This is a genomic window from Pseudoduganella sp. GW821-FHT11H04 (assembly GCF_058807935.1).
This window is the reverse complement of the sequence record NZ_JBXARE010000006.1, coordinates 167,356-182,497: the sequence shown is the minus strand read 5'-3', so window position 1 is coordinate 182,497 and position 15,142 is coordinate 167,356. Positions and strand designations below refer to the sequence as shown.

Sequence of the window (15,142 nt, the reverse complement as noted above, 5' to 3'; positions counted from 1 at the left end):
TTGCGCGTTCACCCCCCCAAATCTGCAGACTGTCGCAATTTCCCGCGATCCGTTGTCTTAATCGTTAATATGCCCACCTGACCAGACAAACGATAAAATGACGGATTATTTATCCCTCACCGAGTCAACAAAGATGAATATCGAACAAGCCCGTTTCAATATGATCGAACAGCAAATCCGTCCTTGGGACGTGCTGGATACGGACATCCTCGATCTCTTGCTGGTCGTAAAACGCGAGAACTTCGTGCCAGAAGCCTACAAGAACCTGGCTTTTGTCGACACTTTCATCCCGCTGGCGGGTGGCGAGCAAATGCTGACCCCGAAGCTGGAAGCGCGCATCGCTCAAGATGCACAGATCAAAAAACATGAAAACGTGCTGCTGGTCGGCGCAGGCACCGGCTACCTGGCCGCGCTGCTGGCCCACCGTGCACGCCACGTGACCGCCGTCGAAATCGCCCCTGAACTGAAGGCGCTGGCGGCAAAGAACCTGGCGGACAACGGCATCGCCAACGTGACCGTGGAACTGGGCAATGGCGCCCAGGGCTGGTCCAACGGTGCGCCGTTCGACGTGATCGTATTCTCCGGCTCGCTGCCGGTACTGCCGGAAGCAGTACTGCAGCAAGTGAAGGTAGGCGGCCGCATCGTGGTCATCCTCGGCGATTCGCCTGTGATGTCCGCGCAGCGCATTACCCGCACCGGCGAACACGGCTACGACACCGTCAAACTGTTTGAAACCGATGTCAAGCCGCTCGACCTGGCGGTGAAACCTTCGGCGTTCACTTTCTAAGGGAACGCCATGCAGCACATTACTGCACCGGAACTGGCAGCTTGGCTGAATGACTCAGCCAAGTCACAACCATTCCTGCTGGACGTGCGCGAGAACTGGGAATATGAGACCTGCCATATCGCAGGCTCGACCCTCATGCCGATGCAGACCATCCCGGCCAGCATCGACGCTCTCGACGAGGATGCGGAGATTGTCTGCATCTGCCACCACGGGGCGCGCAGCCTCAACGTGGCAGCCTTCCTCGAGCATCATGGTTTCAGCAAGGTAAGCAATCTGACAGGCGGTATTCACGCCTGGGCTGTGCAGGTAGACAGCTCAATGCCGAAGTACTAGGCACGAAAACTAAACCTTTTTGACGACTCCAACGGAGATGCAAATGCAGAAACCCCTTCTCGCCGTGCTGGTTGCCAGCGCAATGTTCTCGCTGAATACGCAAGCGGCTGACCTGGTCCAGGTGTACAAACAGGCGCTCGCCAACGACGCCACCTACGCCAGCGCACGCGCCGCACTGGCGGCCGGCCAGGAAAAAACGACGCAGGGGCGTTCTGGCTTGCTGCCAACCATCTTCGCCAGCGGCCAGCACCTGAAGAACGATGGTGAGGTGTCGCCTGAGAAGACCGGTTTCGTCAACCACGACAACTACAGTGGACTGGTGCAAGTGCAGCTGACCCAGCCGCTGTTCCGCTGGGCCAACTGGGAAAGCTACCAGCAGAGCAAGCTGGCTGTCGCCGCTTCGGAAGCCGTGTTCGCGCAATCGCAGCAGGACGTCATCCTGCGCGTATCGCAGGCTTACTTCGACGTGCTGACCGCGCAGGACAACCTGACCGCGACCCAGGCGCAGAAGGCAGCAACCACCGAACAGCTGGCATCGGCCAAGCGCAATTTCGAAGTGGGCACCCAGACCATCACCGATACCCATGAAGCGCAAGCTGCGTACGACCTGGTGGTGGCGCAGGAATTCGCCGCGCTGAATGACCTGGAAGTAAAGCGCACCGCGCTGCAACAGATCATCGGCGAAGTGCCTGGCACCCTGGCGCCGCTGCGTACCGGCGTGGCCATTGCCAGCCCTCAGCCTGCAACCCTGGAACCTTGGGTGTCGGCAGCGGAAGAGCAGAACTACGGCGTGACCGGCGCCAAGCTGAATGTGGAAATCGCCAAGCGCGAAATCGGCAAGCAGCGCGCAGGCCATATGCCGACTGTTGACCTGATCGCCAACTCGACCCGCCAGACCGCGAGCGGCCCGGGCGGCGCCATCAACAAGAACAACGGTATTGGCATCACCTGGAATGTACCGATCTTCAACGGCTTCGCCGTGACCAGCAAAGTGCGTGAATCGATCGCTTTGGAAGACAAGGCCCGCAACGACCTGGAGGCATCGCGCCGCCAGGCAGCGCAGACCGCGCGCCAGGCTTTCCTTGGTGTGAACAGCGGCCTGGCACAGGTGAAGGCGCTGGAGGCGGCGGAAGTGTCGTCCAAATCCGCGCTGGAATCGAATAAGCTGGGTTACCAGGTGGGCGTGCGTATCAATATCGACGTGCTGAATGCACAGCGCCAGCTGTACACCACGCAGAAAGACCTGTCGAAAGCGCGCTACGACACCATCATGAATGGCCTGCGCCTGAAGTCGGCCGCAGGTTCGCTGAAGGAAGCGGACCTGGAGCCGATCAACGCACTGCTGCAGCACTAAAACCGGTAAACCGGTGCCTGACCCGCAGGGTCGGGCACCTTCCTTCTAGCGCAATCCGGCCCCCTGGCCCTCAAAGCTGCGCTCAATCAGCTCAATCTTGTACCCGTCCGGGTCGGTGACAAAGGCAATCACGGTAGTGCCGCCTTTCACCGGTCCCGGTTCGCGCGTCACATTGCCGCCATTGGCGCGCACCGCTTCGCAAGCCGAAACGATATCAGTCGCCGAAATAGCGATATGGCCGTAGGCATTGCCCATATCGTATTTGTCCACGCCGTAGTTGTACGTCAGCTCCAGCTCCGCATGCTCCGGGTTATGCCCGTAGCCGAGGAAAGCCAACGTGTACTTGTATTCAGGATTGTCGCTGGTGCGCAGAAGTTTCATGCCCAGCACCTTGGTGTAGAAGTCGACGGATCGCTGCAGGTCACCAACCCGCAGCATCGTGTGTAGGATTCGCATGGCTTGATTGTATCAGCGCGTCGCAGGGCTCACACGCCACACAATATTTCCCACGTCGTCCGCAACCAATAGCGCCCCGGCCTTGTCTACCGCCACGCCGACCGGCCGTCCCTTCGCCTTGCCCTCGCGCGTCAGGAAGCCGGCCAGGAAGTCTATCGGTGGACCCGAAGGCCGGCCGTCAGCGAACGGCACGAACACCACCTTATAGCCGCTGAATTCCTTGCGGTTCCAGGAGCCGTGCTGGCCGATGAAGGCGCCGCCTTGCCAGCTGGGCGGGAACAGCTTCGCTTCATAAAACGACAGTCCGAGCGAAGCGGTATGCGAGCCAAGGCCGTAGTCCGGCATGATGGCCTTTTGCACCATCTCTGGCCGCGGCGGCTTGACGCGCGTATCGATGCGTTGGCCGTAGTAGCTGTAGGGCCAGCCGTAGAAGGCGCCGTCCTTCACGGAGGTAAGATAGTCGGGCACCAGGTCGTCGCCCAGTTCATCGCGCTCGTTCACCACCGTCCACAGTGCTTTTGTCCTGGGCTCCCACGCCATGCCGTTTGCATTGCGCAGGCCGGTTGCGTACAGGCGGGATTTGCCGGTGGCGCGTTCAAATTCCCAGATGGCGGCGCGGCCTTCCTCCTTCTCCATGCCGTTTTCACCGACGTTGCTGTTTGAACCTACCGTGATGTAGAGGAAGCGGCCATCCGGGCTGGCCGTGATGTTCTTGGTCCAGTGATGGTTTAGCGGGCCACCTGGTAACTCAAGCACTTTGATGCCGGCCGACGTGATGGAGGTTGCGCCTTCCGTGTAAGGAAAACGCATGACCGCGTCGGTGTTGGCGACGTACAGGTCCTTATCCACCAGCACCATGCCGAAGGGCGAGTTGAGGTCCTTGAGGAAAGTGCCTCGCGTTTTTGCCACGCCGTTCTCGTCGATATCACGTAGCAGCGTGATGCGGTTGGCAGACTGCGCGGCCGAACCGGCTTTCTTCATCTCGTGTTTCATGATCGCGCCCTTGATGCCCTTGCCGTCTTCCGGCTTGGGCGGGGCGGCGGTCTCTGCCACCAGCACGTCGCCGTTCGGCAGCACGTACAGCCAGCGCGGGTGCGACAGATCGCGCGCATAAGCGCTGACATTGAAACCGGAAGCGGGCACCGGCTTTTCGTCGCCTTTCCAACGCTCGACCGGCGCCACGTTCATGGTCGGGATCAGTGTCTTGTTCGGCTCCGCCAGGGCGGGGTTGGGGCCCCAGCCCATCGGATAGGTTTGGGCAAGGGCTGCGCCAGTGCCGGCGGCGCAGGCGAGGAGGGAAAGTATCGCGGTTCGCATGATGGGCCTCAATCGCGTTTGGTGCCGGGCAGGGGATTCGCCTTCGCTTGATTGCCGGCGGCGGGCTTTTGCAGACCGGGCCTGCCGTGCAGGTCGGTGTCGACCAGGCCCTGTTCGACGTCCTCTGCCGCCTGGCGGATCACACTGCGCTCTTTCTGCTGGCTTTCACCCTGCGGCGACTCGTCGCGCTCATGCGGCAGGCGCTTGCCGCCGCTGCGGTCCACGGGTTCTTGCGTGTTGACCTTGCGGTCTTTGCTGTTCGGTTCCATGGTGAGGTCCTCCTCGATCCATGGTAGCGAAGCGACACAGCCAGGGTCGCCAGCTTGAACAGAAGCAATTCCACCGGTAGCATTGCAGGATGACTAACATTACCGACCATAGCTGCCGCAACTGCGGCGCCACCACTTCCGGCAACTTCTGCCATATGTGCGGACAGGAGACGCGCTTGCACGCACCGAGTCTCGGAGAATTCCTGCACGAGTTCATTGGGCACTACGTGGCGCTGGAAGGGCGCTTATGGGGCACGATTACGCGGCTGCTGTTCCGCCCCGGCCTGCTGACCACGGAATACATTGCGGGGCGCCGCAAGCGCTATGTCGAGCCCTTGCGCCTGTATCTTTCGCTGAGCATTATCTTCTTCGCCGTACTGAAGCTGACCGATGTCGGCATCGTGAACGTCGACCCGCACCCCGAGCAGCCGGCCATGCAGCAGCAAGTCGCGTCTGAAAAAGAGAAAGCGCCGGGTGACGTCGACCAGGTGCAGGAAATGCTGGAGCGCAAAGCACCGGGCATCTACCATTCCATCGACCGCTTCAACCACTTGCCGGACAAAGAGAAGAGCGCCGTCATGCAGGCTGGCTTCTACAAATACGCGCCGTATGCGATCTTCCTGCTGATGCCACTGTTCGCGCTTTGGCTGAAGGTGCTCTACCTCGGCACCGGCAAGCGGTATGGCGAGCATCTGCTGTTCGCTCTGCACACGAACGCATTCGCCTTCGTCATGCTTGGCCTCTTCATGTTCCTGCCGGAAGGGTTCCTGAAGTTCGTGGCGTTCTGCTGGGTGGCTGGCTACCTGCCTTGGGCAATGCAGCGCGTCTACCAGAAAGGAAAGTGGGGCACTGCGTGGCGCTGGCTGCTGCTAGGCCTGATGCACGGCATATCGCTTGCCATCGCCATCTTCATCGCGATGGGCCTCGCAATCGTCACAGTGCACTAAGCCGCGCAGGCCCGCACAAAGGCCGCGACTTCGCGCGCGGCCTGCTCTGGCGCCGTTTGCAGCAGGAAGTGCGGCGCGTCGAATTCGATCACCGTCGTCGCCGGCCTGATGCCCTTGATGACGTCCGCCGCACTGGGCGGCACCAGAAGATCGCGCCTCGCCCGCAGGTAAAGGATCGGCACCTCGCATAGCGCCAGCCGGCCGCTGACATCAACCGCCAGCACCGCACGCAAACGTGCCTTAAGTGCAGCGGACGTCACGCGATCCATTGCTGCCTTGAACGCCGCCCGCATCTGCGCGCCGACCAGCCTGCCCGCCGGCAGCACTTTGAGCGGCAATACACCAATCAGCGCCTTCAACGTCGCCAACGCAGGTCTTGGATTGCGCGCAAATGTGCAACACAACACTAGCGCCCGTAACTGCCCCGGCGCCAATGCCGCAATCGACATCGCAATCGGCCCCGAGAAAGACTCGCCCAAAAGAACGTAAGGCCGGTCTTCCGGAATCGCCGCCCGCGCGAGCGCCTCCAGCTCCTCATACCCGCCGCAATGATCGCCAAGATATTTCACCACCCGCACATCAAACCCCTCGCCAAGCGCCGCGAGAAACGGCGCAAAAAGCTCGCCCGTGCCGTCCATCCCGGGCAGCAGCACGAGGATGGGGATCATTCGTAGGAATTGCGTTTGCTATTACGGCGGGCGAGGACCACGCCCAGCATTAGGATTGGCGACTGCACAACTCCACCCAGAATGAGTATTTCAATTGCTGGCAAATCGCCTAGCATCGATTTCACGAGGGCATAGCAAGCAATGCTGACTGGGGTGCAGACGCCATAGGCGGCCTTACCCGTTGGCATGAATTTTCCGATGACATAGCCGGCCATCAACGCAGCAAACAAAATAAGCAAAGCATCCTCCTCAAGATAAGGACGTCAATGTTATCAGATCGTTACTTGATCATTCCTGCCAGAAGTCGAACTTGGTACTGCGGTTGGTTTTGTTGAGGCGCCGGGCGCGCTCGGCGGTTTGGCGCGCTTCGGATTCGGCGCGCTGGCGCTGGCGATCCTCTTCTGCGGCCTGCGCCTTGGCGGCGCGTTCGGCATAGACCGTGTCGAGGCGGCGGCGTGATTCGAACTGTTCGCTGATGTTCTGGTAGTGGAGGGCTTGCTGTACCAGGGCGACAAGCCAGGCAATCGCCAGCGCCCACAGCACGACTGTGTAGAAGGATTGCCAAGTGCCGAAGGATGTCTCAAGCAAAGGACGCGCCTGCCCCAGCGCACTCTGGCCGACCAGCGCCAGCAAACCCGCCATGACACCCAGCACCACGGTCCCAAGTAACTGCTTCTTGGCTTGGTGGCGCAATTGGTCAAGCTCGAATTGTGCTTCTGATACGGAATCCATGGCGCGGATGGGCGGGGTTGGACAAGCTCTTAAGACTTACGATTGTACAACAAGCTTGCCGCATGGAAAGCGGCTTCTGGCCGCGTTTTGAGCCGGATCAGCAGTTTCGTCAGGCCTTGCGATTCCTCACTTCGCAGCAGTCGGCTGCCACAGCTCGACCTTATTCCCGTCGGGATCAATGAACCAGCCAAAGCGGCCGTAGTCGAAGGATTGCGGGTCGCCCACCAGGGTCGCGCCGCCATCGGCCACCTGCTTCAGCGCGCCGTCCAGGTCATCCACGATGAAATTGATCATGAAGTCGCGCTTGGACGGGGCGAAATAGGATGTGGTGCTTTTGAAGGGGCTGAATAGGGTAGCGCCATTCGACGGCATTGTCGCGGGCGCGAAGGAGGCATATTCCTTGGCTTCTGCCGGTAGACCCAGGCAAGCCTGGTACCAGGCCATCAGCGCCACCGGATCCTTGGATTTGAAGAAAATCCCGCCGATGCCCAATGCTTTTGCCATACCCGCCTCCCTTGATATATACTGTGCAAACATACAGTATTTTTGAGCGTATCGGCCAGCGTTGCAATGCATGGCATGAGCAAGCATTATGGGTTACTCTGCTGCGTGTTGCCACCCCATATTTTTGACCGAGATTGATATGTCCGTTACGCACCCGATGTACAACACGATTGCCCTGGTTGTCCGACCAAACACCACCGGCATCGAAGAACCGGTGCGCGATGTCATCAATTTCCTGAAGCAGGGCGGCTATAGCGTCGTGCTGGAAGCCGACACGGCGGAGCATCTCGGCATCACCGACATTCCTTCCATGAGCGTGCAGGGCATTGGCGAGCGCGCCGATGCTGTGGTGGTGATGGGCGGCGACGGCACCATGCTGGGCATCGCGCGCCAGCTGTCCTCTTACGACACGCCGCTGATCGGGATTAACCAGGGCCGCCTCGGCTTCATGACCGACATTCGTCAGGAAGACATGCTGCCCGTGCTGGGACGTATCCTGGGCGGTACGCATAAAGCGGAACGCCGCACCTTGCTCGAAGGTCGCGTCATGCGCGACGGTAAAGCGATCTTCTTCGGCACCGCAGTCAACGACGTGGTGGTCTCGCGCGGCGCCGGCGCCGGCATGGTGGAGCTGAGCGTCGACGTCGACAACCAGTTCATGTACAACCAACGCTCCGACGGCTTGATTATCTCGACCCCGACCGGTTCCACCGCCTACGCGCTGTCGGCCGGCGGCCCGCTGCTGCACCCGACCTTGGGCGGTATCGTCATGGTGCCGATTGCGCCGCATGCGCTGTCCAACCGCCCGATCGTGCTACCTGATTCCAGCGAGATCGTGATCGAGATCAAGCGCGGCAAGGACATCACCGTAAACTTTGACATGCAGACTTTCGCCAGTGCGGCCAACGGTGACCAGATCCATATCCGCCTCTCGCCGCACACCATCACCTTCCTGCATCCGGAGGGCTGGAGCTACTACAACACCCTGCGCGAAAAGCTGCACTGGAACGAATACCCTTCTACTGACGGCAAAATCTGATGCTTCGAACCCTGTCCATCCGCGACTTCGTTATTGTCGATTCGATTGAATTGGAATTTTCCTCAGGCTTCACAGTTTTCACCGGCGAAACCGGTGCCGGTAAGTCCATACTGATTGATGCACTGACGCTGGCGCTGGGCGGCCGGGGCGATGGCAGCATGGTGCGCGAAGGCGCGGCCAAGGCCGACATCACCGCCGATTTCGCATTGACCGAACAGGCGCAGGCCTGGCTGGCGGCGAATGAGTTCGCGGTGGAGGAAGGCGGTGCGCTGCTGCGCCGCGTGATCGACAATGCCGGGCGCTCGAAAGCCTTCATCAACGGCGTGGCGGCGACGGCGGGCCAGTTGCGCGAACTGGGCGATATGCTGGTGGATATCCACGGCCAGCACGCCCACCAGTCCCTGCTGAAAAACGATTCGCAGCGCGAGCTGCTGGACAACCAGTGCGGCGCCAATGTGCGCGATGTGACCACGGCTTACCGCGCCTGGCGCGCATTGTCGAAGCAGCTGGAAGAATACGAGGCCAACGCGGCCAACCTGCAGTTTGAGCGCGAGCGCCTGGAGTGGCAGGTGACGGAGCTGGATAAGCTGGCGCCGAAAAAAGGCGAGTGGGCGGAAATCGGCAACGAGCATTCGCGTCTGTCTCACGCCGCCAGTTTGCTGGAAGGCGCGCAGGAGGCGCTGGGCGTGTTGTCGGAAGCGGACGAGCACCCGGTGCTGTCGCAGGTAACCGCAATCAGCACGCGCCTCGGCAAGCTGGTATCGGTTGATGCCGAACTGCAGCCGGTGGTCGAAATGCTCGAATCCGCGCGGATCCAGTTGCAGGAATCGGTGTACGCGCTGAATAACTACATGGATCACGTGGAGCTTGATCCCGAGCGCCTGCGCCAGGTCGATGCACGCATGGAGGCGCTGCATTCGGCATCCCGTAAATTCCGCGTGCTGGCGGACGACCTGCCGGACGAGCACGAGCGCCTGTCGGAAAAACTGGCGCAATTGGCCGATGCAGCGGACCTGGAAGGCTTGCGCAAGCAGGAAGAGAAATTGAAGGCTGCATATCTCGCTGTAGCGACCGAGCTGTCGGCAACGCGCGCGACGGCGGCGCAAGCGTTAGGCGCAGCCGTCACGCAAGGCATGCAGGAATTGAGCATGTCCGGCGGGCGCTTTGAAATTGCGCTGCGGCCTTGTGAGCCTGGCGCGTACGGCGTGGAGCAGGTGGAGTTCCTGGTGGCCGGCCATGCCGGCGTCGCGCCACGGCCGCTGGCCAAGGTGGCCTCGGGCGGCGAACTGGCGCGTATCTCGCTGGCGATTTCGGTCATTGCTTCGCACGCGACGACGGTGCCGACCCTGATCTTCGACGAGGTCGATAGCGGCATTGGCGGCGGCGTCGCCGAAGTAGTCGGCCGCTTGCTCAAGCGGCTGGGCCAGGAGCGCCAGGTGCTGTGCGTGACCCACCTGCCGCAAGTGGCGAGCCAGGGTAACCAGCACTTCCAGGTTGCGAAGGGCCCGGCAGACAATGGCCGCACCGCCTCACGCATCGAAGTACTGGACCAGAAGGCGCGCATCGAAGAAGTGGCGCGCATGCTGGGTGGCCTCGAAATCACCGCCACCACCCGCAAACACGCCCGAGAGTTGCTGGCCTCTTAAATACCTGGAGGCGTGGCGGCCTCGATTATTTCGGCGCTGCCGCCAAGGTTGTCACTGGCAAGCCCGATTCAATCTGCAGCTGCTCGTAGTTATCGATGGTCAGCGCTTCGCCACCCTCGGTGAAGAGTAGCTTGGCGCCGCGCTTGGTGACGAAACGGTCAATGGCGGTGGAGAAGATTTCCACTACAGGCTGGCCTTTGACAGAAACATAGTAGCGCCCCACCTTGCGGCTGAAGCGCGCCACGTCTCCGTTGTTGAGATGGTAGGCGTACTCGTAATCTGCGAACTCCTGCGGCACAATTTTGAAGCGCCGTGCGGTGACGGTGACGCTCTCAAAGGTTTGTGGAGTTTCGACAGCTTGTGCAGTTTGCTCTTGCTGCTGGGCGTACGCGGGAACAACGGAACACCAGACCGCGAGGGCGGCCAGACTGACTCCAATGATTTTCATGTACTCTCCAAAGAGTTGTTAAAGAATTGCTAACTAATTGTACACGGGAAAATCGACTGTGAGTCAAAATTTGAGGTAACTGTCGATTTGGCCCGCCCTTGTTCGTCGTAGGGATGTAAGACCCACCACCTTGACATGGAGACGCTATGAAAAAGTCAGTCATCTTTAACCTGCCGGTCAGGAACCTGGAAAAATCCAAGGCCTTCTTTGCCGCACTGGGATTCACGTTCAATCCACAATTCAGCAACCAGGACGCGGCTTACATGCACGTCGTCGAAGGCGGAATCGACGCCATGCTGACGACAGAAACCTTCTTCAAGTCGCTGATCAACAAGCCGGTGGTGCAGGCGAAAGAGGCGAATGAAGTCGTGATCTGCCTGATGTGCGACAGCCGCGAGGAAGTCGACAACCTGATCGCCAAGGCACAAGCGGGAGGCGCCCGCATTCCGCATCCGCCCGAGGATCACGGCTTCATGTACGACCAGGGTTTTGAGGACATCGACGGCCACCTGTGGAACCTGGTCTGGGTCGCGCCACAGGAATGAATTTATAATGGTTGGCTCACGAATAAGAAAAGAGCCTCCATGCCGTTCGCCAAAGAACCACAAATCCCACAAGGCACCGTGACCAGAACCGCTGTGGTTCTGGTCAATCTCGGCACTCCCGATGAACCAACGCCAGGCGCCGTCCGCCGTTACCTGAAGGAATTCCTGTCCGACCCGCGCGTGGTCGAAATCCCGAAGGCCATCTGGTGGTTCATCCTGAACGGCATCATCCTGCCATTCCGCGCCAAGCAGTCGGCGCAAAAATACGCCTCGATCTGGACCAGCGACGGGTCGCCGCTCAAATTCCACACGCAAGCGCAAGCCAAGCTGCTGCGCGGCCTGCTCGGTGAGCGCGGCCACAATGACGTGACCGTCGCCATGGCCATGCGCTACGGCTCCCCGTCCCTGCCCGAAGTGCTGGGCAAGCTCAAAGCCGACGGCCATGACCGCATCCTCATCCTGCCGGCCTACCCGCAATACTCCGGCACCACCACCGCCTCGGTCAGCGACGCCGTGTTTGACCACTATAAGAAGGTGCGCAACGTGCCCGAGCTGCGCTTCGTGCGCGATTACCACGACCACGACGGCTATGTGGATGCACTGAAAAAGACCGTCCTTGCCCACTGGGAAACCCACGGCCGCGGCGAAAAGCTGCTGATGAGCTTCCACGGCGTGCCAAAACGGACCATCGACCTGGGCGACACCTACCAGCGCGAATGCATGGAAACGGCGCTCCTGCTGGCGCAAAAGCTGCGCCTGAATGAAAACGACTACCTGGTCACTTTCCAGTCCCGCTTCGGCAAGGCTGAGTGGCTACAGCCCTACACCGCGCCAACCGTGGCGCAATTGGCAAAAGACGGCGTGCGCAAGCTGGACGTGATTTGCCCGGGCTTTACCAGCGATTGCCTGGAAACCCTGGAAGAAATTGCGATGGAAGTGCGGCACGAGTTCAAGGCCAACGGCGGCAAGGAATTCAATTACATCCCTTGCCTGAACAGCCATCCGGCCTGGATTTCCGCCCTGACGGAAGTCGCCGAACAGCACATGATCGGCTGGCCGACCATGTCGTCCATGCGCAAGATGCGCTGATCACCGCAAGCCAGCGTTGTTAGCACTTGCGGGTGTTGAGTGCTAACCTGCTAAAATAACTGGTTAGGGAAAGAGTTCGCTGAAGACGATCACCGCTGTTGCAAGGAAGCTCCACGCGATGATCGATGCTGTAATAAATGGCAACTTCATGATGCGCTCCGAGGGGCGCGGTGTCCAGGCACCGCATAGATTCATCTTAGTCAAAACCCCGGTTTACGTATCACTGAGCTTTGTAAAAATTGTAACTCTGCTGTTACAACAACGCTCCCAACGGCGTGCGCCGATCCTTTGCACAGAGGGGCAGAATACCCCTTGAAAAGATAGGGGAAAGCCCCATTTCTTGCTGGTGCTTTTGATTAAATTTGATTTTGTAGGAGTCTTTTAGATGCAAGACCAGGAAAACCAGCCAAGCCAGAACCCCGAAGTGGACCAGGCAGAAGAGCAAACGACTCCAGCCGAAGCGCCGGCAATGTCCGACCTGGAAGCCCAGCTGTCCCAGACCGAGGCAAAACTGGCAGAAATGCACGACGCTTTCATGCGTGCCAAGGCCGAGAGCGAAAACATCCGCCGCCGCGCGCAGGAAGACGTCTCCAAGGCGCACAAATTCGCCGTTGAAAGCTTCGCCGAAGCCATGGTGCCGGTGAAGGACAGCCTGGAAATGGCCCTGAAAGTCGAAAACCCGACCCTGGAATCGCTGAAAGAAGGCGTCGAAATGACCCTGAAGCAGCTGAGCTCCGCCTTCGAGCGCAACCGCCTGGTGGAAGTGATGCCGGCGGCCGGCGAAAAGCTGGACCCGAACAAGCACCAGGCCGTCGCCATGGTGCCTGCCGAACAAGAAGCGAACACCGTTGTAGCAGTGCTGCAAAAGGGTTACATGATTGCGGATCGCCTGCTGCGTCCCGCCATCGTGACGGCTGCCCAGCCAAAGTAAGCACTTGAAAAGAAACACAAATTCCACATATAAGAAGTAATTAAACTTAGTACACAAGGAAGAACAAATCATGGGCAAAATCATCGGTATTGACCTGGGCACCACCAATTCCTGCGTCGCCATCATGGAAAATGGCGCGCCGAAGGTCATCGAGAATGCGGAAGGCGCGCGTACCACCCCTTCCATCATCGCCTACCAAGAAGACGGCGAAATCCTGGTTGGCGCACCTGCCAAACGCCAGGCTGTGACCAACCCAAAGAACACCCTGTTCGCGGTGAAGCGCCTGATCGGCCGTAAATTCCAGGAGAAAGAAGTCCAGAAGGACATCTCCCTGATGCCTTACGAAATCATGAAAGCCGACAACGGCGACGCCTGGATCGGCGTACGTGACAAGAAACTGGCTCCTCCTCAGATCTCCGCAGAAGTCCTGCGCAAGATGAAGAAGACCGCCGAAGACTACCTGGGCGAAGAAGTGACCGAAGCGGTCATCACCGTGCCTGCGTACTTCAACGACTCGCAGCGCCAGGCAACCAAGGACGCCGGCCGTATCGCTGGCCTGGAAGTCAAGCGCATCATCAACGAACCTACCGCAGCCGCACTGGCATTCGGCCTGGACAAGACCGACAAGGGCGACCGCAAGATCGCCGTGTATGACCTGGGTGGCGGTACTTTCGACGTGTCGATCATCGAAATCGCCGACGTGGACGGCGAGAAGCAGTTCGAAGTTCTGTCGACCAACGGCGACACCTTCCTGGGCGGCGAAGACTTCGACCAGCGAGTGATCGACTACATCATCGAAGAGTTCAAGAAGATCAACGGCCTGGACCTGAAGAAGGACCCAATCGCCCTGCAGCGTATCAAGGCATCGGCCGAGCGCGCGAAGATCGAACTGTCCTCCTCGCAGCAGACCGAAATCAACGAGCCTTACATCGCCATGGCGAACGGCGCTCCAGTCCACCTGAACCTGAAGATGACCCGCGCCAAGCTGGAGTCCCTGGTTGAGGAGCTGATCACCGCCACCATCGAGCCTTGCCGCACCGCGATCAAGGACGCCGGCGTGAAAGTGTCCGACATCGACGACATCATCCTGGTCGGCGGTATGACCCGTATGCCTAAGGTGCAGGAAAAAGTGAAAGAGTTCTTCGGCAAGGATCCACGTAAAGACGTGAACCCTGACGAAGCAGTGGCCGTCGGCGCCGCGATCCAGGGTGCAGTTCTGTCGGGCGACCGTAAAGACCTGCTGCTGCTGGACGTGACCCCGCTGTCCCTGGGTATCGAAACCCTGGGCGGTGTGATGACCAAGATGATCCACAAGAACACCACGATTCCTACCAAGTTCTCGCAAGTGTTCTCGACCGCCGACGACAACCAGCCGGCCGTGACCATCAAGGTGTACCAGGGCGAACGCGAAATCGCTGCCGGCAATAAAGGCCTGGGCGAATTCAACCTGGAAGGCATCCCGCCAGCAGCACGCGGCACCCCGCAGATCGAAGTGACCTTCGATATCGACGCTAACGGCATCCTGCACGTCGGCGCGAAAGACAAGGCCACCGGCAAGGAAAACAAGATCACCATCAAGGCAAACTCCGGCCTGTCCGAAGAGGAAATCCAGAAGATGGTGAAGGACGCCGAGCTGAACGCGGAAGAAGACAAGAAGCTGAAGGAACTGGCCGAGTCCCGCAACCAGGCCGACGCGCTGGTGCACTCGACCAAGAAGTCCCTGACCGAATACGGCGACAAGCTGGAAGCCGGCGAGAAAGAGAAGATCGAAGCTGCGATCACCGCACTGGAAGCCACCATCAAGGATGGCGACAAGGCAGCGATCGACGCCAAAGTGGCAGCACTGTCCGAAGCTTCGCAGAAGCTGGGCGAGAAGATGTACGCTGACATGCAGGCGCAGCAAGGCGCTGCCGGTGCCGAAGCAGGCGCCGGTGCTCACGCCGAGTCCAAGCCAGCACAGGACGACGTAGTTGACGCCGACTTCAAAGAAGTCAAAGACAGCAAGTAAGCACCAAATCCGGTCTAAGCACTGACCTGCCGAGCCGAGCATCCATCAGGGGCTCGCTCGGCTTTTTCG

General features: G+C 59.8%; 18 protein-coding genes. 10 read left to right on the top strand and 8 right to left on the bottom strand.

What is annotated here, in order from left to right; translation table 11 throughout:
* The first annotated feature begins 133 nt into the window (after positions 1-133).
* Genes AC1RTP_RS15625 through AC1RTP_RS15615 form a run of 3 tightly spaced genes read left to right on the top strand, consistent with a single transcriptional unit; the run spans position 134 to position 2,474 of the window.
* The gene (locus AC1RTP_RS15625; protein WP_498608544.1) at positions 134-787 is read left to right on the top strand and encodes a protein-L-isoaspartate O-methyltransferase family protein; all 654 of its coding nucleotides are present in this window, start codon (positions 134-136) and stop codon (positions 785-787) included.
* Positions 788-796: 9 nt separating this feature from the next.
* A complete protein-coding gene (locus AC1RTP_RS15620; RefSeq protein WP_498608543.1) occupies positions 797-1,120 on the top strand; it encodes a rhodanese-like domain-containing protein in 324 nt (107 codons plus the stop codon).
* Between the two features lie 43 nt (positions 1,121-1,163).
* Positions 1,164-2,474: a TolC family outer membrane protein gene (locus AC1RTP_RS15615; RefSeq protein WP_498608542.1), complete on the top strand. Its 1,311-nt coding sequence runs from the start codon at positions 1,164-1,166 to the stop codon at positions 2,472-2,474.
* A 45-nt stretch (positions 2,475-2,519) separates the two neighbouring features.
* On the opposite strand, the gene gloA is transcribed toward AC1RTP_RS15615, so the two are convergent.
* From gloA to AC1RTP_RS15600, 3 genes are read right to left on the bottom strand one after another with little or no spacing between them, the layout of a single operon-like run.
* A complete protein-coding gene (gloA, locus tag AC1RTP_RS15610; RefSeq protein WP_498608541.1) occupies positions 2,520-2,930 on the bottom strand; it encodes a lactoylglutathione lyase in 411 nt (136 codons plus the stop codon).
* A 12-nt stretch (positions 2,931-2,942) separates the two neighbouring features.
* On the bottom strand, positions 2,943-4,247 hold the full coding sequence (locus AC1RTP_RS15605) for a PQQ-dependent sugar dehydrogenase (RefSeq protein ID WP_498608540.1): 1,305 nt from the start codon (positions 4,245-4,247) through the stop codon (positions 2,943-2,945).
* An 8-nt stretch (positions 4,248-4,255) separates the two neighbouring features.
* Entirely contained in the window at positions 4,256-4,516 is a 261-nt protein-coding gene (locus tag AC1RTP_RS15600) for a hypothetical protein (RefSeq protein ID WP_498608539.1), read from the bottom strand.
* An 89-nt stretch (positions 4,517-4,605) separates the two neighbouring features.
* Between AC1RTP_RS15600 and AC1RTP_RS15595 the strand changes: the two genes are divergently transcribed.
* The gene (locus tag AC1RTP_RS15595; protein WP_498608538.1) at positions 4,606-5,463 is read left to right on the top strand and encodes a DUF3667 domain-containing protein; all 858 of its coding nucleotides are present in this window, start codon (positions 4,606-4,608) and stop codon (positions 5,461-5,463) included.
* Here AC1RTP_RS15595 and AC1RTP_RS15590 read toward each other — a convergent pair.
* The 4 genes from AC1RTP_RS15590 to AC1RTP_RS15575 form a co-directional block, all read right to left on the bottom strand.
* Positions 5,460-6,131 (bottom strand): alpha/beta fold hydrolase, encoded by a 672-nt coding sequence (locus tag AC1RTP_RS15590; RefSeq protein ID WP_498608537.1) that lies wholly within the window; start codon positions 6,129-6,131, stop codon positions 5,460-5,462. The genes AC1RTP_RS15595 and AC1RTP_RS15590 overlap by 4 nt on opposite strands.
* The gene (locus AC1RTP_RS15585; protein WP_498608536.1) at positions 6,128-6,370 is read right to left on the bottom strand and encodes a hypothetical protein; all 243 of its coding nucleotides are present in this window, start codon (positions 6,368-6,370) and stop codon (positions 6,128-6,130) included. The genes AC1RTP_RS15590 and AC1RTP_RS15585 overlap by 4 nt, the downstream gene beginning before the upstream one ends.
* A gap of 49 nt (positions 6,371-6,419) precedes the next feature.
* A complete protein-coding gene (locus AC1RTP_RS15580; RefSeq protein WP_498608535.1) occupies positions 6,420-6,863 on the bottom strand; it encodes a hypothetical protein in 444 nt (147 codons plus the stop codon).
* A 126-nt stretch (positions 6,864-6,989) separates the two neighbouring features.
* Positions 6,990-7,367, bottom strand: coding sequence for a VOC family protein (locus AC1RTP_RS15575; RefSeq protein WP_498608534.1), 378 nt, complete (start codon positions 7,365-7,367; stop codon positions 6,990-6,992).
* Positions 7,368-7,506: 139 nt separating this feature from the next.
* On the opposite strand from AC1RTP_RS15575, the gene AC1RTP_RS15570 reads away from it, so the two are divergent.
* Together AC1RTP_RS15570 and recN are read left to right on the top strand one after the other, a co-directional pair.
* A complete protein-coding gene (locus AC1RTP_RS15570) occupies positions 7,507-8,406 on the top strand; it encodes an NAD kinase (RefSeq protein ID WP_498608533.1) in 900 nt (299 codons plus the stop codon).
* Positions 8,406-10,052: a DNA repair protein RecN gene (gene recN, locus AC1RTP_RS15565; RefSeq protein WP_498608532.1), complete on the top strand. Its 1,647-nt coding sequence runs from the start codon at positions 8,406-8,408 to the stop codon at positions 10,050-10,052. Before AC1RTP_RS15570 ends, recN begins: the two co-directional genes overlap by 1 nt.
* 25 nt (positions 10,053-10,077) lie before the next feature.
* On the opposite strand, the gene AC1RTP_RS15560 is transcribed toward recN, so the two are convergent.
* The gene (locus AC1RTP_RS15560; RefSeq protein ID WP_498608531.1) at positions 10,078-10,500 is read right to left on the bottom strand and encodes a hypothetical protein; all 423 of its coding nucleotides are present in this window, start codon (positions 10,498-10,500) and stop codon (positions 10,078-10,080) included.
* Between the two features lie 146 nt (positions 10,501-10,646).
* On the opposite strand from AC1RTP_RS15560, the gene AC1RTP_RS15555 reads away from it, so the two are divergent.
* The 4 genes from AC1RTP_RS15555 to dnaK all read left to right on the top strand — a co-directional run bounded on the left by AC1RTP_RS15555 (position 10,647) and on the right by dnaK (position 15,073).
* On the top strand, positions 10,647-11,045 hold the full coding sequence (locus AC1RTP_RS15555; protein WP_498608530.1) for a VOC family protein: 399 nt from the start codon (positions 10,647-10,649) through the stop codon (positions 11,043-11,045).
* Between the two features lie 39 nt (positions 11,046-11,084).
* On the top strand, positions 11,085-12,134 hold the full coding sequence (gene hemH, locus AC1RTP_RS15550) for a ferrochelatase (RefSeq protein ID WP_498608529.1): 1,050 nt from the start codon (positions 11,085-11,087) through the stop codon (positions 12,132-12,134).
* A 385-nt stretch (positions 12,135-12,519) separates the two neighbouring features.
* Complete coding sequence (grpE, locus tag AC1RTP_RS15545; RefSeq protein WP_498608528.1) at positions 12,520-13,065, top strand: nucleotide exchange factor GrpE; 546 nt, start codon at positions 12,520-12,522, stop codon at positions 13,063-13,065.
* Positions 13,066-13,135: 70 nt separating this feature from the next.
* Positions 13,136-15,073 (top strand): molecular chaperone DnaK, encoded by a 1,938-nt coding sequence (gene dnaK / locus AC1RTP_RS15540; RefSeq protein WP_498608527.1) that lies wholly within the window; start codon positions 13,136-13,138, stop codon positions 15,071-15,073.
* The last annotated feature ends 69 nt before the right edge of the window (positions 15,074-15,142 follow it).